The organism is Neobacillus canaveralius (genome assembly GCF_047237705.1).
Taxonomy (GTDB): Bacteria; Bacillota; Bacilli; order Bacillales; family Cytobacillaceae; genus Neobacillus; species Neobacillus niacini_K.
This window is the reverse complement of sequence record NZ_JBDFLL010000001.1, coordinates 2,136,776-2,158,087: the sequence shown is the minus strand read 5'-3', so window position 1 is coordinate 2,158,087 and position 21,312 is coordinate 2,136,776. Positions and strand designations below refer to the sequence as shown.

Here is a 21,312-nt window from a genome sequence, read left to right as displayed (position 1 = left end):
CCCATCCCCCATTATAAAATTAAAAAAAGAGACTGGCAGGCATGGCCCATCAGTCTACATTTTGGAAGTATTCTTTGTAAAATCCGCCGACTTTACCAGTATTGTCAATAATGTAATAAAACTCTTCTGTTTCATTTTTTACATTATAAACTTTTCCGGCAGTTAAAGCATTATTTACTATGTATTTTTTTGCGTCCGTATGAACACATTTTACTTGTTTAATTGTCTCACGCTCACGCCATGTTAAATGGATCATTTTCACACGTTCCTTTCCGTTACCTATTCCTTAGTATAATCAAAAGCTACACTGTAGTGCAACTAAATTACCGTTGAGTCTTTTGACATATTTAATATGTCAAATTTGTGAAAAAGGTTCTCAAATGATTAGAAAACGATTACAATATTAAAAACTGAATATTCAATCCATTATTCCGAGGGAGGCTTGCAAAATTGAAAATAATGAGTAACGAGCTGTTAGTGGTGACGTATCGGGATGCTTTAAAATCTGGAAAGGAAAAAGAATGGATAAAGATTTTAAAAGATGAAATAAAACGTCGTGGATTGAGGCCATTTAAGAATCGTTAACAGTGCATAGATTGTAGAACCGCCAAACTCGCGGCGGTTTTTTCATGCAAAAAAATAAAGGCCGGGTTGACCGGCCTTAACAGCGACTATATTTGACCTTCAAAAGCTACCTTCTTCTCTACCATTAGTTTATTTATTTCTGCCATCACCTTTTTACTGGCATCATCAAAATCATCCGCGTAAACATCAATGAATTTCCCATCATATTCAAGGGTAGCATGGTCATAGCGTGGATCATAATAATGTTCGAGTAAAATACTAATCATCTCTTGGTAATCCTTATTTTCTAAAGATTGGACTAAAACTTTTTTCATTTCAATATCTTTTATTCTTCGTATAATCTTTTCAGTTCCGATCGAGATTTGATCGTGGTACCAAGGCTCATTTTGATATGGCAAAACGTACTCATTTACCAGCTGCTTAACCCTTTGCTCTAGAGGGGTGTGGATATAGATATTGATTCCCCTCATTTTTCTATCCGTTAGCTCTTCAGGCTGGACAGCTTTCCCAATCCGTTTGCTTTCTGCCTCCATAACAAAATAAGTGGAACCTACTATATCCTGAAGTCCTTTGTATAGAAGAGAATCAAAAGTCTTCTGGTTATTACCCTCTCCCAGCCCAATCGTTCCAAAAATGGATCCTCGATGAGCAGCCATTTCCTCAAGATCAATTGTTGGGTACCCAGTTGCTTTTAACATCTTTAAAACTTCCGTCTTTCCTACTCCAGTTAAACCATGCAATACAATTGCTTTCTCAGGAAACATCGTGGGCATTTGTTGAAGAATGTATTGTCGATATGCTTTATAACCACCAGTAAGCCGGTTCGCATAAATGCCTGCAAATTCTAAAAAGGTTACGACCGCTTTACTTCGCATTCCCCCGCGCCAGCAATGGACGATTAACTCATCCCCATTTTCCATTGCTGATTTTATCTGGTGAAGCAGACTAGGTATTTTTGGTGAAACATACTCCATAGCTCTCCATTTTGCCGCGGCTTGTCCTTCATGTTTATAAATGGTTCCGATTTCCTCTCGTTCTTTATCTGTAAATAAAGGAATGTTGATTGCTTCCGGAATGGCACCATCCTTAAACTCAATAGGTGCGCGGATATCAATAATGACCGGATTCTTAATCGTTTGTAATTCCTCAACCGTGATTTCCTTCATTTATTAACACCTCTTTTTATCTAACTCTACTAATGTCTATAACAAACAAAACTTCCAAGAATGGAAGTTTAGAATCAAGAAAAGGGATATCCCCTAAAATATGATTAAATGGAAAAGAAGCTCAGTAAAAGTATAGACTAATTATATAGGAGATATACGAGGGTATCAAGCAGACATTCCTGCCAATTTGAGAGGGTGAGGCAGTTATCGGAATGGAGTTCCTGTTAATTTTTCGACAGCAGTACAAAATCGTTTCCAATCAGGCGGAAAGCATTCCATTCCCTCACTCTCGTAGATTTTTCCTTTTGTATTCAACTTTATCGACCAGTATTTCCCATCAAGAATGATTCCTTCTTCCTTTCGATAAGATGGTTCCCATTCCCAAATTTTCATTAAATAGATATCTTTTTTGAAATCTTCCATGCTTCCAATTGATTTTCGTTTAAAGTTAGTAATAGGGTGTAAATTTTCTTTATTTCTCCATTCAAAAACAGTAAATCGATTTTGGTGAAAATCCACATGAACCTTATAAGAAATTCCTGAAAAACCGTCAATCCCTGCAATTAGTGAGATGATTGTTTCCTTAACTTTCATCATACATCCCTCATCCTTACCAACCAGATATGATATTCCATTATCAAAATTATAGTAAATATTCATTTTCACTGCTGTAACAAAAGACACTAGATAAAGAAAAAATCCACTCGCAATAAGTGGATTTCTTCTCTTAAATGATGTTTTTTTCAGGTTTAAGTACTGACATAAAGCTTTCAAGCCCTGATAAATCATTTTTATGGAACAAGTCGACAATTTTACTACCAACAATGACTCCGTCACAGTGGGGGATTAGCTCATTAATTTGTTTTTCGTTTGAAATGCCAAACCCAGCTAAAACTGGAATGGGGCTAATGTCCTTCACTCTCTTTAAAAAATCCACCACTTCTTGATCGAATTCATTTCTTGTTCCGGTAATTCCTTTAACGGTCACGGTGTATAAAAATCCCTTTCCTCGATTGGATATTTCTTTAATTCTATCTTTTGGAGATGTCAACGTAACAAGTCGGATTAATTCAACACCCACATCCTCAAGCTCGGCTGCCAGAAGGTCTTCTTCTTCCATTGGTAGGTCCGGAATGATACAGCCATCTACTCCGGCATTTGCAATATCTTGTGCAAATGCAGAAATACCATATGAATAAATAGGGTTTAGGTAAGTCATAAGTACGATAGGGATGGACACTACTTCCCTTGCTTTGGTGAGTTCCGCAATGATTCCCCTTAATGTTGTTCCATTTTGAAGCGCCCTAATACCGGCTTGCTGAATGGTTGGACCATCTGCTACAGGATCAGAAAAAGGAACACCTACTTCAATGAGAGTGGCACCGAATTTTTCTAGTGTGAGTAGACGCTCAGTTAGGTTGTTAAGTCCTCCATCTCCCCCCATAATATAGGGAATAAAAGCCTTCCGGTCCTGGTCTTTTAACACCTTAAAACTTTGTTCAATTCTATTCATTATGCTCTCTCCCTTTCTAACATTTCTTTAACAGCCATTACGTCCTTATCACCACGACCGGACAAGCAAACAACGATATTCTCGGTTTCCTTCATTTCAGCAGCAAGTTTAACCGCAAAGGCGATGGCATGAGCACTTTCAAGCGCAGGAATGATCCCTTCTCGCTTTGAGAGAAGCTGAAATGCGTCCAGCGCTTCTTTATCTGTAATAGAATGATATTCTGCTCTTCCACTGTCTTTTAAGTAACTATGTTCTGGCCCTACTCCAGGATAATCCAGCCCGGCCGATACAGAATGTGCTTCTATGATTTGACCTTCCTCATCTTGCAATAAATACATTAATGCCCCGTGTAGTACTCCTGGTCTGCCTTTTGTTAGTGATGCGGCATGGAAAGCAGTTTCCACCCCTTGTCCTGCAGCCTCTACTCCGAATAGTCTTACCTCTTTATCTTCAATAAACGGATGGAACATTCCAGCAGCATTACTGCCTCCGCCGATACAAGCAACCACTGCTTCTGGAAGCTTTCCTTCCTGGGCTAAAAATTGTTTTCTAGTTTCCTTGCCAATTACACTCTGAAAATCTCTTACCATCACAGGAAATGGATGTGGCCCCATTACGGAACCTAATAAATAGTGGGTATCATCCACATGTTCAACCCAGTATCGTAACGCTTCATTCACTGCGTCTTTTAAGGTGGCGCTGCCTGAGGTAACACTAACAACCTTCGCTCCCAGAAGCTCCATACGGAAAACATTTAACGCCTGGCGTTTGATGTCTTCTTCTCCCATAAAAATAATGCATTCAAGATTTAATAAAGCACAAACGGTTGCCGTCGCTACACCATGCTGTCCTGCACCTGTTTCAGCTACAATTTTCCTTTTACCCATTCTAATAGCTAAAAGTGCCTGACCAATGGCATTGTTAATTTTATGGGCACCTGTATGATTCAGGTCCTCTCTTTTAAGGTATATTTGTGCACCGCCAGCATGTTTTGTAAGATTTTTCGCATGATAAAGCGGTGTTTCTCTACCAACATATTCCGATAAGTAATCATCTATTTCAAATTGGAAACTTGGGTCAGCTTTTGCAACTTTATAAGCTTCATCTAACTCAAGAACAGCTTTCATAAGCGTTTCTGGTACAAACCTTCCGCCATAAATACCAAATTGCCCTTTTTCATTCGGCAGTGTATATGAATTCATTCCTTGTTCCTCCTGTATGGCTCCCTTTAGCCTTATTAATGAATGTTTGGATCTTATCCAGATCCTTTTTTCCGTCCGTTTCAACACCACTGCTTACATCGACCATATAGGGCTGAATGAGCTTAATGGCTTCTTCAACATTTTCTTCATGTAAACCTCCGGCAAGGATGACTTTTTTTCCTTTAAGCTCCATAGCAGATATACTGTTCCAATCAAATGATAAGCCATTTCCCCCTCTGTACTTCCCCTTCGGACCGTCCAGCAACAGGTATTCACAAGGATAATCTTCTATTTCCTTTACATTTTGATCCTGGTCAACACTTACTGCTTTGATTACCGGGAACGAAAGGGATACGCTAAAGGCCGGGGTTTCATCACCGTGTAATTGAACATGTGTGAGTCCTACGGTTGAAGCAATTTCCTCAATTTTCTGTTTTGTCTCATTTACAAACACCCCTACCTTTAACACTTCTTTCGGTAAATGGGTAATGATTTCTTTTGCTTTGGTTACGGTAATCTTTCGTTTGCTTTCAGCAAAAACAAAACCAATCGCATCTGCACCATAATCAATAGCAGCCAGTGCAGTGGTAAGATCTGTAATTCCACAAATTTTCACCTTCATTTTTTTACCCCGCCAAAAAGTGGTAATCTGAAGTCCTGAAAAGACTTTGCTAGATCCGGGCTCTTCATTAACGCCTCACCGACCAAAATTCCATTTGCTCCAGCGCTGCGTACCCGCTCTACATCTTCCCTGTGGTGTATTCCACTTTCACTGATTAGAAAGGCACCTGAGTCTTTTATTGATTTTGCAAGAGACTCTGTAACGTCAAGTGAAACGTTAAAGGTTTTCAAATCACGATTATTAACGCCTATCAATTTTGCACCAATCTTGAGTGCTTTTTCTAATTCTTCTTGATTATGAACCTCCACTAACACCTCTAAATCCAAGCTCCGGGCATATTGATACAGCTGCTCCAGCGTTGTTTCATTTAAAGCGGCTACAATCAATAGAATTATGTCTGCCCCATGCGCTGCTGCCTGGTCAATTTGAATGGAATCAATAATAAAATCTTTACAAAGAATGGGCAGGTCCACCGCCTCTCTAACCGCCCTTAAATCAGCAAACGACCCTTTAAAAAAAGCGGAATCCGTCAGTACTGAAACAGCTGATGCTCCTGCCTTCTCGTATCTTGCTGCTTGATCAGCAGGTTCCACTCCATTGTTAATCAATCCCTTAGATGGGGATGCACGTTTAAATTCGGAGATAATTGCAATTTCATCTGCATTCTGTAATTTACGGATAAAAGATCTTTTCGGCTTCGCTTCTACTTTTATTAAATCTCCTGCGCGAAGTTTTAGGACTTCTTTTTGTTTTTCATTAATAATTCGATCTAATATGGTTTCCAATTATATCGCCTCTCTTTTAGCTTTAGCTGTCAATTCAATTAATTGTTGTAACTTTTCAAAAGCTGCTCCGGAATCAATCACATCTCTAGCAATGTCGATCCCCTCGACAATGTTGGTTGCTTTACCGCTTGTAAAAATCCCTATCCCTGCATTCAAAAGGACTGTATCTCGGCGAGCTCCTTTTTCTCCTGAAAGGACCTTCTTAAGAATTTCGGCATTTTCTTTAGAATCCCCTCCCTTAATTGCGCTGTTATCATATTGTGGTAGTCCTACTTCTTCTGGTAGAAAGGTTTGAGTGGAAATAGCACCATCCTCTAACAGGGTAAAATGGTTCTCACCCTGCAAGGATGCCTCATCCATAAAACCTGCCCCGTTAATGACAATAGCACGTTTGCGACCAAGATTTTGCAGTACTTCCGCAAATACAGGAAGTAAATCCCTACGGTAAACTCCAAGTAATTGATAGTCCAAATCGATAGGATTAGTAAGTGGTCCGATAAAGTTGAAGACAGTCGGGATTCTTAATTGTCTGCGCACAGTCATGACCTTCTTTAGCTTTGGATGCACATGCGGCGCAAATAAGAAGGCAATTCCTAGTTCATGAAGTATTTCTTCTGTCCGTTCTACAGGAAGTTTTAAATTAATACCTAAATACTCTAGTACATCTGCACTTCCAGTTTTGCTTGATATACTGCGGTTTCCATGTTTTGCAACAGGAATGCCGGCACCTGCAATCACAAAGGCGGAAGTAGTACTAATATTAAAGCTAGAAGATCCATCCCCACCCGTACCGCAATTATCTAGAACATTGGGAAATTTCTTACGGAATGGAAGGGTGTTATCTTTGAGGCCTTTTACAATACCTGTAATTTCTTCTACTGTTTCCCCTTTTGACTTTAATCCCATTAAAAATGCTGCTATTTCACTTTCTGATACCTCTTCACCTAATAGTAAGTCCATAGCCTCCTTCATTTGAGGCTCAGAGAAAGATTCACCTTCAGCTAACTGGAGTAAAAAATTCTTCATTTTTCTTCTTCCCTTCTATTTCAGATAAAAAGTTTTTGAGCATTTGCTTACCAGTTGGTGTGCCAATCGATTCAGGATGAAACTGCAAACCGAATACTGGATAATAACGGTGCTTGAGTGCCATTATTTCTTGATCATCAAGCGATTGAGCAACACATTCTAAATCGGGTGAAAGCTTCTCCTTATCCACCACCAAAGAGTGATAGCGCATTACTTCCAACGGGGAAGTCAAATAAGTAAAAATCCCGTTTCCATTATGTGTGATTTGCGATGTTTTTCCGTGTTTAATATAACTTGCTCTCCTAATTTCACTGCCAAATGCTGCCCCGATTGCTTGATGACCTAAACAAATCCCCAATATTGGAATGTCTTGATGCAATTTTTGAATGACCTCAATACAAATCCCCGCATCCTCTGGTTTTCCAGGTCCAGGAGAAAGGATGATCGCCTTAGGATTCATTTCCTTTATTTGCTCAATCGTAAGTTGATTATTTCTAATGACTGTTACGCTCTCTCCTAATTCCCCTAAATATTGATATAGGTTGAAGGTAAAAGAATCAAAATTATCGATTAGTAAAATCATTGTTCACCCTCCAAAAAGGCTTTTAATTTGTTTATGGTTTCTTCATATTCGGATTCTGGATCAGAGTCGTGGACAATTCCTGCTCCTGCCTGTATGAAGGCAGTTCCTTCTTTTAAAATCATTGTACGAATTGCCAGGGCAAAATCCATATTTCCGTTGGCAGATAAGTAACCGATGGCTCCAGAATAAAGTCCCCTTTTTGATTTCTCCAATTTATTAATAATTTCCATCGCTCTGATTTTCGGTGCCCCGGAAACAGTACCTGCAGGAAGACATGCTGCCAAAGCATCTAGACTGCTATGCTCTTTTGTCAGTGTTCCGCTTACTTCTGACACTAGATGGATGACATGTCGGAAATTTTCAACCTCCATATACTTATCAACTGTTACCGACCCAAATTCACAAACTCTTCCTAAGTCATTTCGACCGAGATCAACGAGCATTTTATGCTCCGCCAATTCTTTCTCGTCACTTTTCAATTCCTTTGCAATCAACAGGTCTTCCTCAGTTGTTTTTCCTCGTTTTTTTGTACCTGCGATTGGGTTAGAGAATACCTGTGACCCCCTAGTTTTTATGAGACTTTCTGGTGATGAACCAATTACGGTATATCCAGTGAAATCAATATAAAACATATATGGTGTTGGATTATGGGCACGGTGCTTGCGATAGAGAGATAAGGGCGATCCTTTGAATGATGACTTCATTCGTCTCGACAACACCACTTGAAAGATATCTCCTGCTTTTATATGCTCCTTTGCTATATCTACATTCTCAATAAATTGCTCCTTCGTTGTTTCTGATTCAAAACCTGAAAATTCAAACGGTGTGTCATCTTGATAGATAGCAGGCTGTTTTAACTCTTCAATTCTTTGCTCCAGCCTTTTTTCAAGTAAATCTTTATCTATTACCTCTGAAAGGGGTACACCGCAAAGCGTTATTTTCTCTTCAAGATGGTCAAAAACAATCACTTCTTCATAAAACATTAAATGAACATCAGGCATTTGAAGTCCATTCGCAAATTCTTCACCAATTTCTTCAAATTGACGGATGATGTCATAGCCAACGTACCCTACAGCCCCGCCTATAAAAGGAAAAGGTGCTTCATCCATTTTTGGGAGCAATGATTTAATCAACTCAAGCGGGTTTCCCTTGATAACTTTTTTCTCTCCATTTCGATATAGAATTTCATTCGAGTCACCATGGGAGATAAGTTCGAATGCTGGATCCGATCCAATTAAGGAATAACGCCCAGAGTCTTGATACTTATGTGAGCTCTCCAATAAAAACTTTTTATCACCGCTAATCTTCTTCAAAATAGAAATGGGAGTGAATGTATCCCCTTTGAGTTCCTTTAGGAAAAAACCATTTTTTATTTTCATCCGCTTTACATCCCTTCGTAATAAATAAAAAAAATCGTCCTCTATATACAAAAAAAGTTTTTTGCATATAGAGGACGATTCTTATGATCGTGGTGCCACCTCTCTTTGAAACTGCTTTGCAGCTTCCTCTTTCAGATACAGGACCTTAAAAAGTCGTATATCCTATCCTTTTAACGGTGGAACTCCGTGCGGCCCTACTTTTGTTCAGGCAGCCTCTCACAAGTCCATTCCACAAATCCATTCTTACCGGGCTCTCACCTTCCCCGGCTCTCTGAAAAGAATAAAATAAGTGTACTCCTCTTGATCAACGATTTCTTTTTATGGAATTAAAAACAAAAAGGGCCCTCCATCCAAAAAGGACGGAAGACCCGTGGTGCCACCTTAATTAGCCAAAAATCAGCTCACTTTACCGATATCGAAGCAATTAAATGCTTGAATATCTGCCTCTTGTAACGATGAGGATTTCGCCAAAGCCTACTGACCCTATAGGAGGTTCGGTTTGGAGACTCCGAAGTCCATTCACTAATACGTCTACACTGATTTGCACCACCCATCAGCTCTCTAAAGAATCCGTAAAAGTTACTACTCTTCATCACTGCCCTGCCTTTATTGATTTTTATATTAAACCATTTTAAAGCATAATGTCAACAAAAATTATTAGAAAATTCAATTTAAGTTTATTCCATTTAAAGGATTGTTGTCTGATAGTTATTTTAAATTAAAGATGTCAATATTAACGTTAGCACATCATAATGAAGGCGGGATAGAAGAAAAATGGATCATATTGAACGATTATGCCCGAGTTCAGAGGCTGTGAGAAATAAATCCTCTTCAGCTGGAAAAAAGAAAAAATCAGGGGAACTTTCCAAACAAAAGTGGGCAATACTCTCATTGTCATCGATTCCTTTAGTGATGACCCTAGGTAATTCCATGTTAATTCCAGTACTGCCCTCAATGGAAAAAGAATTATCCATCACAGCGTTCCAAACGAGTATGATTATAACGGTCTATTCAATAGTTGCAATTTTCTTAATCCCTGTTGCAGGGTATATATCTGATCATGTTGGAAGAAAGAAAGTAATTATTCCCAGTCTCATTATCGCAGGCATTGGCGGATTAATTTCAGGATGGGCCGCTTGGAAGCTTGAAAATGCCTATTGGGTAATATTAGCCGGAAGGGCCCTCCAAGGGGTCGGGGCAGCAGGAGCTATGCCAATTGTACTTCCTTTGGTTGGCGACATGTTCAAAAATGAAGATGATGTAAGCAGTTGTCTAGGATTAATTGAAACCTCTAATACATTTGGAAAGGTTCTTAGCCCGATTTTGGGTTCCTTGTTAGCAGGATTTATTTGGTTTTTACCATTCTTTTCGTTTCCAGTCTTTTGCACTATTTCGGTCATCATGGTAATGCTTTTAGTAAAAAGTCCTAAGTCTCGGACAAAACCAATCCCTTTTAAACAATTTTTTACAAATGTAAAGAAAACCTTTACTGAAAAAGGGAAATGGTTATACGGTATCTTTTTTATCGGCGGAATCTTAATGTTAGTACTATTTGGGATACTATTTTACCTTTCGGAAATATTCGAAACAAAATATGGAATTAAAGATTTGAAAAAAGGTCTGTTCTTAGCATTGCCGCTTGGAGCACTTTGTTTAGCCTCTTTTATAGCAGGAAAGACGATTAAAAAAAATAAAGTCCTAATGAAATGGCTCACCTTCGGCGGAATTATTGCAGCTGCAGCGGCTATTCTAGCTCTATGGTTTTCGATTAAGCTCTGGTTCATGCTTACTATGTTTTTAATAGCCGGAGTTGGCATCGGAATTGGTCTTCCATGCCTAGACGCCTTAATCACTGAAGGAATTGAGAAGGAAGAGCGTGGAACCATTTCATCGATTTACAGCTCGATGAGATTTATCGGAGTCGCAGCCGGCCCTCCAATTATTGCTTTGTTAATGAAACAAGCAACTCACTGGATTTTTATTACACTAAGTGGACTCAGTATAATTGCAGCTTTTGTTGCTTTGATAGCCATAAAACCGGGAGCCAAAAGTCAAAACTAAAAAACGAGCGCTGGGGCTTCCCCAGCGCTATTAGATGTATTAATACGGTCTTAACCAATCAGGATCTCTAATTACACAAACATGACATTTCTCAGTTTCTTTATCAAAGGTGTAAAAAGTATGACTACAGTCTTTACAAGTCTTCGAATGGACTCGTTTAACCTGTTCACTTTTCCTTTTAATTTCTTGTTGAATCTTTATTGCTTTTTCAGGACAGACATCTCTACAGGATGTACAATTCACACACCTTTCGGCCTTAATTAGGAGCTTGCCGTCTATTAATTCAAAAACGGCTTCCCCACAAAGTGAAAAGCAGGCCTGACAGAGTGTGCATTGATCCTGGCTAATTTCAACTGTATAAAATTGATAGCTTGGAAAATATTTTGTTAACTTCCAATCATCTTTCTCCATCTTCCATGCGACAGGAGCCATACTTTTAGCTAGCTGCTTTCCTTCTCTTTGAAATGATCCAAAAAAGGCTCTTCTTGAGAACACTTCATCCTTTACCTTTTCGGAAACAGTTATTGGGCTTTCATTAAGTAATTGTAATCGTATATTTGTTTCCACTAATACTTTTTCCCACTCTTGATTCAATGCTTGATCAGAAAGTTGAATAGATGTCATTCCTCTTTTTTTATAAATTAGCAATTCTTTTAATGAAGGTGTGAAGCTGTTGTCAAAATTCAAGCTTCCTTTTTCGAAATTACGGTTACTCGCAACCCCTTCGATGGCTGACAACGGACACGCAATCATGCACTCGCCACACAAAGTACACTTCGTTGAATCAATGATGAGTACAGCACCGTTTAATTCAAATGCGTTGTGCTCACATTTTTCCATACAATAACTGCAAGTTGATTTTTTGTTCTTCACTCTCGAACATTTAGTAGTAACTTTCATTTCTTCATGCAGGCTCTCCAGCCAATTTACGAGGATTGACATCTTTTCACCAACTCTTTTTCTGCAATCTATTTAAACTAATTTTGCGTCACGGTGGGGAGTAATGACAATATTTGGTTTTGTAATCGTCGGACTCGGCATTCCTTTAATTTGCCTTATATCGCCATATTTTTTACGAAGCTCTTCTATCGGACCATATTCAATGGCTCCTAACGGACACGTTGCAACACATACCGGGTCTTCTCCTTTTTCCTGAAGGTCCATACAAAAATTGCATTTGTTCGATTTAAACGTCTCTTTATTGTACTGTGGTCCACCATAAGGACAAGCTTTTACACATAGTTGAGTCCCTGCACAAATCTCCTGATCTATTGTTACGACCCCATTTTCATCACTCTTCGTAATTGCACCTGTTGGACAGTTTAATAAACAAGCCGGCTGTTCGCAATGATTACAAGCGATCGAGAAATAATACGATTTCACATTTTGGACAATTCCGCCATTTGGCTGCAGCACATAGGAGCCTTCTTCCTCCGTGTAAACCCTGCGAAAGTTTATCCCTACTTCTGTATTGTTTTTATCTTTACAAGCGACACTGCAGGCCTTACAGCCTTGGCAGATACTTTGATTAATATAAAATCCTATTTGATCCAATACAATCACTCCTTAAGCTTTTTTCACTTCGACAAGGTTTGTTAATTGCGGATTTGATTTTGCAAGAGGAGTCGGTCGTTGTGATGTTAACACGTTTACTGATCCCCTTTGGTCTATGCCTGTTTTGTCAGGTGTATACCATGCACCTTGTGGAATTCCAGCCACTCCAGGAGTTATACGTGTTGTTACCTTCACATCAATAAACAAGCTTCCCCGCTCATTAAAAACTTGTACTCTTTCTCCATCCTTGATTCCACGCTTCTGGGCGTCTTTAGGATTTAACCACATTTCTTGCTTAGCTGCTTCCTCAAGCCACGGCATGTTATCATAAGTGGAATGACATCTTCGCTTATAATGCCAACTAATAAGCTGCAAAGGATACTTCTCAATTAATGGGTCTTCCGGACCTTCCCATGAAGATATATATTTAGCAATAGCTGGTATCTCTTCATGCTGATTCATATCCCAAAGTGTTTTAGAGAACAACTCAATTTTTCCTGAAGGTGTTTCAAAAGGATTGTTTTCCATGTCATCAATTTGTGCTTTGAAGCCAACAAGCGGTTCATCAAATTTAAAATGGTGAACACCTTTTTTCCTGAACTCTTCAAATGTAGGGAAGTCCGGATCTAGCTCATCACGTGTTCTTTTAACACTTTCTTTTACAAGATCGAGTATTGTCCTGCCCTCGGTAAATTGTTCTTTAACACCTAATTTTTCGGCTACTTCCGTAAATACATCATATTCATTTCGACATTCATAGAGTGGATCAATCGTTTTATCACCAAAAACAACGTAATCACCAAAACACCAAGGTACCCCTATATCGTATCTTTCAAAAAAGGTTGTACCAGGAAGAACTATATCTGCATATTTCGCACTTGGAGTCATAAAAAGATCGCTGACACAGATAAATTCTACTTTGCTTTCATCCTCTAATAAACTTGTTGTTTTATTAATATCAGCATGCTGGTTAACCAACATGTTCCCTGCCATATTAAATATCATTTTAATATTTGTTGTTAATTTATCTGTTCCTTGAAGCCCATCTGCAGCTGTCATCTCCGTACCTTGTTCAACAGCCTTTGTCCAAAGAAAACAAGGAATAGAGGACTTTACCGGATTTTCAACTTTAAATGGGTAAACAATATCGGCACGGCTCCAGTATCCCGTTCCTGCAGCCCAGCCGCCAAGTTTACCTACATTCCCGGTAATACAAGCAAGCTGTGCACCACCACGCATAAATTGTTCACCATATGCCTGCCTTTGTGCTGCCCAGCCTTGAATAAGGGCTGCAGGCTTAATAGTTGCATAATTTCTGGCAATTTCACGAATTTTTTCAGCAGGCACTCCACATATTTTTTCTGCCCATTCTGGTGTTTTAGCTACTCCATCTTTTTCACCTAATAGGTAGCTCTTCACTGACTCTTCCTTTGCAATACCGTCAGGCATATGGTCACCATCAAATCCTACACAGTACTTATCAAGGAATGCTTGATCATGTAATTTTTCAGTTACAATCACATAGCCCATTGCGTCCATCATCGCATTATCAGTTGTTGGTTTAATTGGGATCCACTCATCAGCAAATGCAATCGCGGTATCCGTATATCGAGGATCAATCAGTATAATTTTTGCCCCGTTTTTCTTTGCTTGCATTAAATATTCACGATATGGAGTTGAGAAAATCATTTCTGAAGGATTTTGTCCCCAAAGGATAATGTACTTAGAATGCAATAGGGAATCAAAGCTTGAGCCTGAATTGTTCGTTCCATATGTATATGGTGTTGCAACATTTCCTGCCCCGGAACTATAGTCATTCCGGTAATTTAAGTAGCCTCCAGTTAGTGCTAATACCTTTCTCGCACTATTTCTACCGCCATGAAGTCCCCAGCTTTGTCCAGAAGCATAATTGACATATCTTGATTCCGGACCATATGTATCACCAATTCGTTTAATTTCAGAGGCAATCGTATTGATTGCTTCTTCCCATGAAATTCTTTCAAATTTACCTTCGCCCCGCTTTCCTACTCGTTTCATCGGATACTTAAGGCGGTCAGGGTGATAAAGCAAATTACGATAATTTCGGCCTCGGACACATGCTCGAAGTGGAGGAATGCTTGGATCACCGCTTTCCTGAGTGTCGGTTGCTACTCGTACTACTACACCGTCTTTTACATATGCCTTTATAACACAGCGGCCACCGCAATTATTGATACTGCATGTCGATACAACCTTATCCCACTCACTGGCACTTGCTACATTTTCTTCTTTTTGCTTGTCAATCAATAATTTAGTTCCTATACCGCCAGCGATTACTGGGACACCAATTGCCCCCGACCATTTCAAGAATGTTCTACGCTGCATTTTATTTGCCAATAAACTCTTTACAGGACTGTCTTTTGACATTGATTATTGCCTCCTCATTCTTTAATTGTGAAACTCTTCACAATTGTAAAGTGCAGATTTCATCTCTAATTCATTCTAGTACTCCTATAACTCAATTTTACTTTATAGTTATTAAATAAATATTAAATTTCACATCGTTCACAGTTATTTCATATGTATCATCCATATTTTGATAACAATTTCAGGTCGAATAGTGTCATTTGTTTCTAGTTAATCTCGAATTATGTATATAATAATAAAGAAAATATTTTGTAAAGGATGATTTCATTGAATATAACTGGTCATACAGTTGAACAGCTTGTAGATCCATTTGGATTATTATCGGGTGACCGCTATGAATTTTTTCTTGAAATAGAAGTAGATGAAGAGGATGAACTCTACTCTGAAAAAGGTGTTGGAATTAAGGTACTGTTAGTAGTAGATGAAAAGGGACCTAGAATTTCGCACTATCATCTCTATGAAAGAGGTACTGAAAAGGTCTTAGATTTTGCTCTTGAAGATGACGAGGAATTAACAGTGTTTAATTATTGTAAGGAAAACATTGATTCATAAGAAAAAGCAGAGGAATTCCCCCTGCTTTTTCTTATGGTTACTACATAAAGTTTTTACTATGATTATGAATGACCTGTAATTCTTTCGTGTTTAGGCTCATTTCACTTTTGCATATTGGACAGAGGGGCACTTCAGTGCTCTTAAAATTGTCACGAATCCAGCATTTACAATTATCTGAATTACATTCCCAAATTTTAGTTTCTTCAAGCTTTACTTCTTCATCATTTCTTCTACCAAACGCCAAAATGATCACCCCTTGTACTTTTTGCAAGACTGTTGGACACTTTGATTAAGTTTAACATCTTTTATAAAGATAAAAAGGTGATGCCTTATCATTGCACCACCTTTTTATTTTTCATTTTTCATTAATTAAGCTTTAACTACGTTAGCAGCTTGTGGTCCACGAGCACCTTCAACAATTTCAAAAGATACTGATTGACCTTCTTCTAAAGTTTTGAAACCTTCTGTTTGGATAGCAGAGAAGTGTACGAATACGTCTGTACCGCCATCAGCTTCAATAAATCCAAATCCTTTTTCTGCATTAAACCATTTTACTTTACCGTTACTCATTAATAGAACCCCCAAAGATTTGTTCACTTTAAGCACATAACCATTTAATAAATCAAAAAGTCGTAATGCACCGGGTAATAGACATCACCCACACATCGTGCAGTTACGACTACTAAACCAATAAATATTTACACGAACTTAAAAGCGTACCTTAATCATACTCTTTATTATGCTAAAAGTCAATTAAATTTACAGTATAGCATACTAGCAAGCCACTAACTATAAAAAAAACAGTAGATACCTATTTTTTTTCAAAATCCCCTTGTAAAAAGGCTTCCATAAAGTTTTCTACAAACTTTTGGATGTCAATTTCTATACCAATATAATCTAACGTCTCTGGGGGCTGTGGATCTGGTTTTGGACGAAAATCTGCGATACTCTTCCCTTTGGCATCCCCAAACTCCTCGACTTTTACTCTTCTTGGTACATACCTGAAAATTTCAGGATTCGTTATGGCCATTAATGGGGCAGCATCATGGATAGGAGCACCTTTGATACCAGGAACATTTTTTTGATAAGCCTTATAATAATAATCAAACGCTGGTTGTAGTAATGGTCTAAAAGGTGTCGGACTGTTTTTACTAAGAAACTCAATCATTTCGGGGGTTACGATGGCTTTATTTGTAACATTCAATGGATAAAGAAATATATTATGAGCCTTCTCCATAACAATTCTTGCTGCAATGGGGTCAGAATAGAAGTTAGCTTCTGCTTCTGCTGTTATATTTCCAGGAACTAAGAAGGCCCCCCCCATAATATAAAAAGCATTTACATCCTTTAAAGCATCGTTACCATATAGGATGAACATAAGAGCTATTTCTGTCAATCTGCCAACATTTACGATAATCAGGTTATTTTTATATTGTTCAACAATTTCCAGGATTTTGTTGAAGTCATGAACCTCTACATTTTGCAAGGTATCAGGCGGCTTGATTGGTCCTAGTCCCTCTGGTCCATGGATTTCAGGGTAAAACTGTACAGGTTCACCTGATAAAGGACCTGCCGTTCCAGCAATGATGGGTATATCTTCTCTCCCACCTAGATTAATTAAATAGGCAGTATTCTTAACAGATTGCTCTTTCGGTGTATTACCATATCCACTAACAATACCGACAAGGTTTAAATCTGGATTTAATAATGCATACATTATCGCGAAAGAATCATCAATTCCAGGATCCGCAAACAATAGAACATTATAAGCCATTGCCTCTCCCCCGTACTTCCATAAAATTAAAATTCTTCCATCATAATATGCCTGGATTTGAATAGAAAGCACCTTCAACTTCATAACTGAAATAAACCGATACGAAATTACCGTATCGGTTTAATTTACCTTATGCTTCTTTTTTCACTTTTGGTGCTGCCTTTTTCCTTGGAGCTGCTGGCTTTTTTGCTATTGATTCCTTTTTTGGTGATGTTTCCTTTTTTTCAGCGGTTTGCGTTTTTAATGCAGGTTCTTTCCTTACAGCCGTTTCCTTCGTTGGTCTCGTCCGATCAATCGACGCCTGCAGAGCAGCCATTAAATCGGTGACATTTGAAGGAGTCTCTTTTGCTGTTGGTGTAACCGTTTCTTGTCCAGTACGTTTCGCTTCGATTAACTCTAATAATGCAGTCCGGTATTCATCCGTATATTTTTCAGGTTCAAATTCAGTTGTTAATTGATCAATCAACATAATTGCGGTAGCCAATTCTTTTTCGGTGACCTTATCGTCAGCTGGGACATTCGGAACGTCTCCCGCACGGCGAACCTCGTCTGGAAAATGAATAGTCTCCATGACCAGTGTATTTTCATACACACGAATGACTGCCATTTGCTCTTTTGAACGAATAATAATTTTTGCTATACCAACCTTATGTGACTCCTGAAGAGCTTTTCGAAGCAAGGAATATGCCTTCCCACCGCCTTCATTAGGGGACATATAATAACTTCGGTCGAAATAAATAGGATCTATTTCTTCCATTTTGACAAAATCAATAATCTCTACTGCTTTTTCTTCGTTTTCCTTCCGAAGCTTTTCAAGATCTTCCTGGTCAAGCACCACAAATTTCCCTTTTGTATATTCGTATGCTTTAACTATGTCCTCAGGTTTTACTTCCTGTTCACATACAGTGCAAATCTTCTCATATTTAATCGGAGCATGGCATTTATTATGCAAAGTCCGTAGCTTAATGTCTTTATCCTCAGTGGCAGTATGAAGCTTGATAGGGATATTTACAAGCCCAAAACTAATGCTGCCTTTCCACATCGTATGCATAGTGTAAGTCTCCAATCTTTTTACTATTATTGTGGGTTTTTTCGTTTAAAGAAATTCCTAAAAACATTTGGTAAAGGATGAATCATCGTGATTTGAAACAAAATAAAGGAAAAAGAGAGGAAATAAATCAATGAAACCGATGCTGCCAACACTAACCTTCGATCTAACACTTCAACCTGATTGGCTGTACGAGGTTAAATATGATGGATTTCGGGCGATTTTAAATTGGGATAACAATGGGATTACATTAACCAGTAGAAATGATAAGCCGTTGCTTCCACAATTCCCAGAAATAAAAGATTTTCTTGAGCCTCTGGAGAAACTTTTTCAACCGTTTCTTCCTCTTCGACTTGATGGCGAGCTTGTTTTACTTGAAAATCCTTTTAAAGCAAATTTCTCAGCAATTCAGATTCGCGGGAGGACAAGGGCTACTAAGAAAATAGCTGAACAAGCTGCTAAAGCTCCATGTCGTTTAATGGTCTTTGATATCCTTGTCCTGGCAGGCAGGCCCCAACATTCGAAAACATTTGACGAACGAAAGGCGAGGCTCAGCGAACTTTTTAACCAGCTTAATTTTCCACTAGAAGCAGATCCCTATAGTGAAAATTTACTGCAGCTAGTTAAGGCTCATAAGGATTTTTCAAAACTCTGGGAAAATGTTGTCCTCCATGATGGTGAAGGGGTTATTGCCAAGCAAAAAAACAGCCTTTGGGAAGAAGGAAAGAGATCCTTACAATGGTTAAAGTACAAAAACTGGAAATACGTATCCTGCTTTATTACAGCTCTTGAAAAGACGAATGGGTACTTTTATGTTGGAGTGTATAAAGAAGGAAGTATTCAAGGAATCGGTCAAGTGCTGTTTGGCTTTAAACCTGATGAAAAGCAAGCTCTTCAAAATACGATTAAGCAGAATAGGGTTAGTGAAGACAGTCAATTTATCTATGTCGAGCCTGCTATTTGTTTAGAAGTGAAATATTTAGAGCTCTACGATAATCAGCTTCGCGAACCTCATTTTCATTGCTTTCGTTTTGAATTAAAGCCCACTGAATGTACATACGAGCAATTTATTTTTAAGCAAAAAAATTTACCGGAGGATTTGGATATTACTCACCCCGATAAACCGCTTTGGAAAAACCATGATATTCAAAAGGCAGATTTCATTCTGTATTTACGGGAAGTATCGCCTTATATGCTGCCTTTTTTAGAAAATAGAATATTAACGGTGATTCGTTATCCGCATGGAATGTTCGGGGAGCCGTTTTATCAAAAGAATTGTCCGGAATATGCTCCCGATTTTGTGAAGACACATTTATCAGAAGGAATTGATTATATTGTTTGTAACAACCTAAAAACGCTCATTTGGCTCGGAAATCAGCTAGCAATTGAATACCATATACCATTTCAAACTATTCACAGTAAAGGGGCCAGTGAAATCGTCTTTGATTTGGACCCTCCTTCAAAGGAAGAATTTCATTTGGCAGTAAAGGCAGCACTGTTAATAAAGGAGGTTCTTGATCAATTAAATCTAATCGGATTTGTAAAAACATCTGGGAATAAAGGATTACAAATCTATTTGCCTTTACCTGAGGACGTATTTACCTTTGAAGATACACGGTTATTCACAAGCTTTATAGCAGATTATTTGATTTCGAAGGATCCAGATTCTTTTACAACGGAACGAATGAAAAAGAATCGCGGCAACAGGCTCTACGTTGATTATGTACAGCATAGTGAAGGAAAAACGATAGTTGCTCCATACTCCATGAGGGGAAATGAACATGCAGGGGTTGCTACTCCGTTATATTGGGAAGAAGTGGATTATAGCCTGGATCCAGTAAACTTTAACATAGAAAATGCATTACATCGACTTAGAAAACAAGGTGACCCATTTAGAAGTTATTTTCAAACCAAATCTATTCAGTCCTTTGGACCGGTGTTGGAAGTGTTGAAGGCTAAGAAATAATAAAGGTCACATAGAATCTCTCTATGTGACCTTCAAATAAAAATATTACAATCCAGTTTTCTGAAGATACTCTTGTGCGTCAGCTTGAAGTTTCTCATAGGTTGACTGCTCGGAAAATTCTTCTTTCGAGCTCACAGAAAAACTTTCGCGTGCAAGGATAACATCAACTTGCGCTTGGTACATGTACGTTGCATTACCAATCAAATCAATGCTGTAGTTATCATCATTTTCATGAACTACACATTGGACTCTGCCGCCTTTATTATAAACATTAATAATCCTTTCCACACTATTCAGTCCTTGCAGACATGTTACCAATGAAGAGGCTGACATCGCAGTTCCACAGGCATTTGTGAAACCTACTCCTCGTTCAAAGGTGTTTACGTAAATACTTCCCTCTTCTAAAGACTTAACAAAACTGACGTTCACACCGTCAGGGAATAGCTTATTTGGATTATTTACCTTCTCGCTAATCTCTTTTTGGACTCCGGATTGCAATTGTTCCGTATTTACAACCGAGATTAAATGCGGATTGGGTACCGCAAGCGCAGAAAATGTTAACTCCTGTGATAGTTCTGGGATTTTTTCATTTAGTAAATTGGATTCATTTAGATTCAATGGTAAGTCTTCCAAAAGGAAAGAAACCGGTGAAATTTCTACTTGGTAAGTTGTGACATTTGGATAGATATCCTGTTGTTTACTAACCTTTAGATCTGCCTTCATGGTCTCAATAATCGCTTCAGTAAGCCCCTTCATTTCACAAATATATCTAGCTACTAACCGTAGACCATTCCCACACATAGAGGCTTCTGAACCATCTGCATTAAATACCCTCATTCTACCATCAGCATGATCGCTATTCATGATAAATAGGATACCATCTGCCCCTAAATCAGAATTTCGGTCACATAATAAAGTGGCAAGCTTTGCTCGATCACCTTCTGAAAAAGAATAAGAATTTGTTATTTCATCAATTAAGAGAAAATCATTTCCTGAACCATGACCTTTAATTAAATCAATGTGCACACCCATAACCTCCGCGAATTTTTATAACTTATTCTATCAAATATTCAACGAGAATGACACTTCC

The 21,312-nt window shown here is 38.4% G+C and carries 22 protein-coding genes and 2 other annotated features; of the genes, 4 read left to right on the top strand and 18 right to left on the bottom strand.

Annotation, left to right across the window (positions count from 1 at the left end; all coding sequences use genetic code 11):
- Window positions 1-49: 49 nt before the first annotated feature.
- Window positions 50-256, bottom strand: a complete 207-nt coding sequence (locus ABC255_RS11060; protein WP_412998536.1) for a DUF6501 family protein — start codon at window positions 254-256, stop codon at window positions 50-52.
- A 203-nt stretch (window positions 257-459) separates the two neighbouring features.
- Between ABC255_RS11060 and sda the strand changes: the two genes are divergently transcribed.
- Window positions 460-585: a sporulation histidine kinase inhibitor Sda gene (gene sda, locus ABC255_RS11055; RefSeq protein ID WP_370576429.1), complete on the top strand. Its 126-nt coding sequence runs from the start codon at window positions 460-462 to the stop codon at window positions 583-585.
- An 86-nt stretch (window positions 586-671) separates the two neighbouring features.
- Here sda and mnmH read toward each other — a convergent pair whose 3' ends face one another.
- From mnmH to trpE, 9 genes are all read right to left on the bottom strand, one after another.
- The gene (gene mnmH, locus ABC255_RS11050; protein ID WP_412993471.1) at window positions 672-1,751 is read right to left on the bottom strand and encodes a tRNA 2-selenouridine(34) synthase MnmH; all 1,080 of its coding nucleotides are present in this window, start codon (window positions 1,749-1,751) and stop codon (window positions 672-674) included.
- Window positions 1,752-1,955: 204 nt separating this feature from the next.
- Window positions 1,956-2,348 (bottom strand): hypothetical protein, encoded by a 393-nt coding sequence (locus ABC255_RS11045; RefSeq protein ID WP_412993469.1) that lies wholly within the window; start codon window positions 2,346-2,348, stop codon window positions 1,956-1,958.
- A gap of 130 nt (window positions 2,349-2,478) precedes the next feature.
- On the bottom strand, window positions 2,479-3,264 hold the full coding sequence (trpA, locus tag ABC255_RS11040) for a tryptophan synthase subunit alpha (RefSeq protein WP_412993467.1): 786 nt from the start codon (window positions 3,262-3,264) through the stop codon (window positions 2,479-2,481).
- Window positions 3,264-4,466: a tryptophan synthase subunit beta gene (gene trpB, locus ABC255_RS11035; RefSeq protein ID WP_412993465.1), complete on the bottom strand. Its 1,203-nt coding sequence runs from the start codon at window positions 4,464-4,466 to the stop codon at window positions 3,264-3,266. Before trpB ends, trpA begins: the two co-directional genes overlap by 1 nt.
- Window positions 4,441-5,088 carry a phosphoribosylanthranilate isomerase gene (locus ABC255_RS11030; protein WP_412993464.1) on the bottom strand — a complete coding sequence of 216 codons (648 nt, stop codon included), beginning with the start codon at window positions 5,086-5,088 and terminating at the stop codon, window positions 4,441-4,443. The genes trpB and ABC255_RS11030 overlap by 26 nt, the downstream gene beginning before the upstream one ends.
- Window positions 5,085-5,873, bottom strand: coding sequence for an indole-3-glycerol phosphate synthase TrpC (gene trpC / locus ABC255_RS11025; RefSeq protein WP_412993462.1), 789 nt, complete (start codon window positions 5,871-5,873; stop codon window positions 5,085-5,087). The genes ABC255_RS11030 and trpC overlap by 4 nt, the downstream gene beginning before the upstream one ends.
- Window positions 5,874-6,899, bottom strand: a complete 1,026-nt coding sequence (gene trpD / locus ABC255_RS11020; protein ID WP_412993460.1) for an anthranilate phosphoribosyltransferase — start codon at window positions 6,897-6,899, stop codon at window positions 5,874-5,876.
- Window positions 6,871-7,482: an anthranilate synthase component II gene (locus tag ABC255_RS11015; protein WP_179596090.1), complete on the bottom strand. Its 612-nt coding sequence runs from the start codon at window positions 7,480-7,482 to the stop codon at window positions 6,871-6,873. Before ABC255_RS11015 ends, trpD begins: the two co-directional genes overlap by 29 nt.
- A complete protein-coding gene (trpE, locus tag ABC255_RS11010; RefSeq protein ID WP_412993457.1) occupies window positions 7,479-8,861 on the bottom strand; it encodes an anthranilate synthase component I in 1,383 nt (460 codons plus the stop codon). Before trpE ends, ABC255_RS11015 begins: the two co-directional genes overlap by 4 nt.
- A 67-nt stretch (window positions 8,862-8,928) precedes the next feature.
- Window positions 8,929-9,178: a binding site (T-box leader), on the bottom strand.
- A gap of 35 nt (window positions 9,179-9,213) precedes the next feature.
- Window positions 9,214-9,466, bottom strand: a binding site (T-box leader).
- Between the two features lie 169 nt (window positions 9,467-9,635).
- On the opposite strand from trpE, the gene bcbE reads away from it, so the two are divergent.
- Complete coding sequence (gene bcbE / locus ABC255_RS11005; RefSeq protein ID WP_412993455.1) at window positions 9,636-10,922, top strand: bacillibactin exporter BcbE; 1,287 nt, start codon at window positions 9,636-9,638, stop codon at window positions 10,920-10,922.
- Between the two features lie 39 nt (window positions 10,923-10,961).
- Here bcbE and ABC255_RS11000 read toward each other — a convergent pair whose 3' ends face one another.
- The 3 genes from ABC255_RS11000 to ABC255_RS10990 all read right to left on the bottom strand — a co-directional run bounded on the left by ABC255_RS11000 (window position 10,962) and on the right by ABC255_RS10990 (window position 14,882).
- Window positions 10,962-11,795 (bottom strand): 4Fe-4S binding protein, encoded by an 834-nt coding sequence (locus ABC255_RS11000; protein ID WP_412993453.1) that lies wholly within the window; start codon window positions 11,793-11,795, stop codon window positions 10,962-10,964.
- 99 nt (window positions 11,796-11,894) lie between these two features.
- Window positions 11,895-12,485, bottom strand: coding sequence for a DMSO/selenate family reductase complex B subunit (locus ABC255_RS10995; protein WP_412993452.1), 591 nt, complete (start codon window positions 12,483-12,485; stop codon window positions 11,895-11,897).
- Between the two features lie 3 nt (window positions 12,486-12,488).
- Window positions 12,489-14,882, bottom strand: a complete 2,394-nt coding sequence (locus tag ABC255_RS10990; RefSeq protein ID WP_412993450.1) for a DMSO/selenate family reductase complex A subunit — start codon at window positions 14,880-14,882, stop codon at window positions 12,489-12,491.
- A gap of 258 nt (window positions 14,883-15,140) precedes the next feature.
- Here ABC255_RS10990 and ABC255_RS10985 point away from each other — a divergent pair, with 258 nt between their 5' ends.
- Complete coding sequence (locus ABC255_RS10985) at window positions 15,141-15,434, top strand: DUF6509 family protein (RefSeq protein WP_412993448.1); 294 nt, start codon at window positions 15,141-15,143, stop codon at window positions 15,432-15,434.
- 40 nt (window positions 15,435-15,474) lie between these two features.
- Here the strand turns inward: ABC255_RS10985 and ABC255_RS10980 are convergent, their stop codons facing one another.
- The 4 genes from ABC255_RS10980 to ku form a co-directional block, all read right to left on the bottom strand.
- Window positions 15,475-15,678, bottom strand: coding sequence for a cold-shock protein (locus ABC255_RS10980; RefSeq protein ID WP_179596096.1), 204 nt, complete (start codon window positions 15,676-15,678; stop codon window positions 15,475-15,477).
- Between the two features lie 125 nt (window positions 15,679-15,803).
- A complete protein-coding gene (locus ABC255_RS10975; RefSeq protein WP_412993446.1) occupies window positions 15,804-16,004 on the bottom strand; it encodes a cold-shock protein in 201 nt (66 codons plus the stop codon).
- Window positions 16,005-16,245: 241 nt separating this feature from the next.
- The gene (locus tag ABC255_RS10970) at window positions 16,246-17,208 is read right to left on the bottom strand and encodes a nucleoside hydrolase (protein WP_412998535.1); all 963 of its coding nucleotides are present in this window, start codon (window positions 17,206-17,208) and stop codon (window positions 16,246-16,248) included.
- 130 nt (window positions 17,209-17,338) lie between these two features.
- Complete coding sequence (gene ku, locus ABC255_RS10965) at window positions 17,339-18,259, bottom strand: non-homologous end joining protein Ku (protein WP_412993444.1); 921 nt, start codon at window positions 18,257-18,259, stop codon at window positions 17,339-17,341.
- Window positions 18,260-18,389: 130 nt separating this feature from the next.
- Here ku and ABC255_RS10960 point away from each other — a divergent pair, with 130 nt between their 5' ends.
- Window positions 18,390-20,222 carry a DNA ligase D gene (locus tag ABC255_RS10960; protein ID WP_412993442.1) on the top strand — a complete coding sequence of 611 codons (1,833 nt, stop codon included), beginning with the start codon at window positions 18,390-18,392 and terminating at the stop codon, window positions 20,220-20,222.
- A 45-nt stretch (window positions 20,223-20,267) separates the two neighbouring features.
- Here the strand turns inward: ABC255_RS10960 and dapF are convergent, their stop codons facing one another.
- A complete protein-coding gene (gene dapF, locus ABC255_RS10955) occupies window positions 20,268-21,248 on the bottom strand; it encodes a diaminopimelate epimerase (protein ID WP_412993440.1) in 981 nt (326 codons plus the stop codon).
- Between the last annotated feature and the right edge of the window lie 64 nt (window positions 21,249-21,312).

What these genes read in the sequence shown, in the direction of transcription:
- ABC255_RS11060 (WP_412998536.1), bottom strand. Translation starts at nt 256, where the DNA reads ATGATCCATTTAACATGGCGTGAGCGTGAGACAATTAAACAAGTAAAA.
- sda (WP_370576429.1), top strand. Translation starts at nt 460, where the DNA reads ATGAGTAACGAGCTGTTAGTGGTGACGTATCGGGATGCTTTAAAATCT.
- mnmH (WP_412993471.1), bottom strand. Translation starts at nt 1,751, where the DNA reads ATGAAGGAAATCACGGTTGAGGAATTACAAACGATTAAGAATCCGGTC.
- ABC255_RS11045 (WP_412993469.1), bottom strand. Translation starts at nt 2,348, where the DNA reads ATGATGAAAGTTAAGGAAACAATCATCTCACTAATTGCAGGGATTGAC.
- trpA (WP_412993467.1), bottom strand. Translation starts at nt 3,264, where the DNA reads ATGAATAGAATTGAACAAAGTTTTAAGGTGTTAAAAGACCAGGACCGG.
- trpB (WP_412993465.1), bottom strand. Translation starts at nt 4,466, where the DNA reads ATGAATTCATATACACTGCCGAATGAAAAAGGGCAATTTGGTATTTAT.
- ABC255_RS11030 (WP_412993464.1), bottom strand. Translation starts at nt 5,088, where the DNA reads ATGAAGGTGAAAATTTGTGGAATTACAGATCTTACCACTGCACTGGCT.
- trpD (WP_412993460.1), bottom strand. Translation starts at nt 6,899, where the DNA reads ATGAAGAATTTTTTACTCCAGTTAGCTGAAGGTGAATCTTTCTCTGAG.
- ABC255_RS11015 (WP_179596090.1), bottom strand. Translation starts at nt 7,482, where the DNA reads ATGATTTTACTAATCGATAATTTTGATTCTTTTACCTTCAACCTATAT.
- trpE (WP_412993457.1), bottom strand. Translation starts at nt 8,861, where the DNA reads ATGAAAATAAAAAATGGTTTTTTCCTAAAGGAACTCAAAGGGGATACA.
- bcbE (WP_412993455.1), top strand. Translation starts at nt 9,636, where the DNA reads ATGGATCATATTGAACGATTATGCCCGAGTTCAGAGGCTGTGAGAAAT.
- ABC255_RS10990 (WP_412993450.1), bottom strand. Translation starts at nt 14,882, where the DNA reads ATGTCAAAAGACAGTCCTGTAAAGAGTTTATTGGCAAATAAAATGCAG.
- ABC255_RS10985 (WP_412993448.1), top strand. Translation starts at nt 15,141, where the DNA reads ATGATTTCATTGAATATAACTGGTCATACAGTTGAACAGCTTGTAGAT.
- ABC255_RS10975 (WP_412993446.1), bottom strand. Translation starts at nt 16,004, where the DNA reads ATGAGTAACGGTAAAGTAAAATGGTTTAATGCAGAAAAAGGATTTGGA.
- ABC255_RS10970 (WP_412998535.1), bottom strand. Translation starts at nt 17,208, where the DNA reads ATGGCTTATAATGTTCTATTGTTTGCGGATCCTGGAATTGATGATTCT.
- ku (WP_412993444.1), bottom strand. Translation starts at nt 18,259, where the DNA reads ATGCATACGATGTGGAAAGGCAGCATTAGTTTTGGGCTTGTAAATATC.
- ABC255_RS10960 (WP_412993442.1), top strand. Translation starts at nt 18,390, where the DNA reads ATGAAACCGATGCTGCCAACACTAACCTTCGATCTAACACTTCAACCT.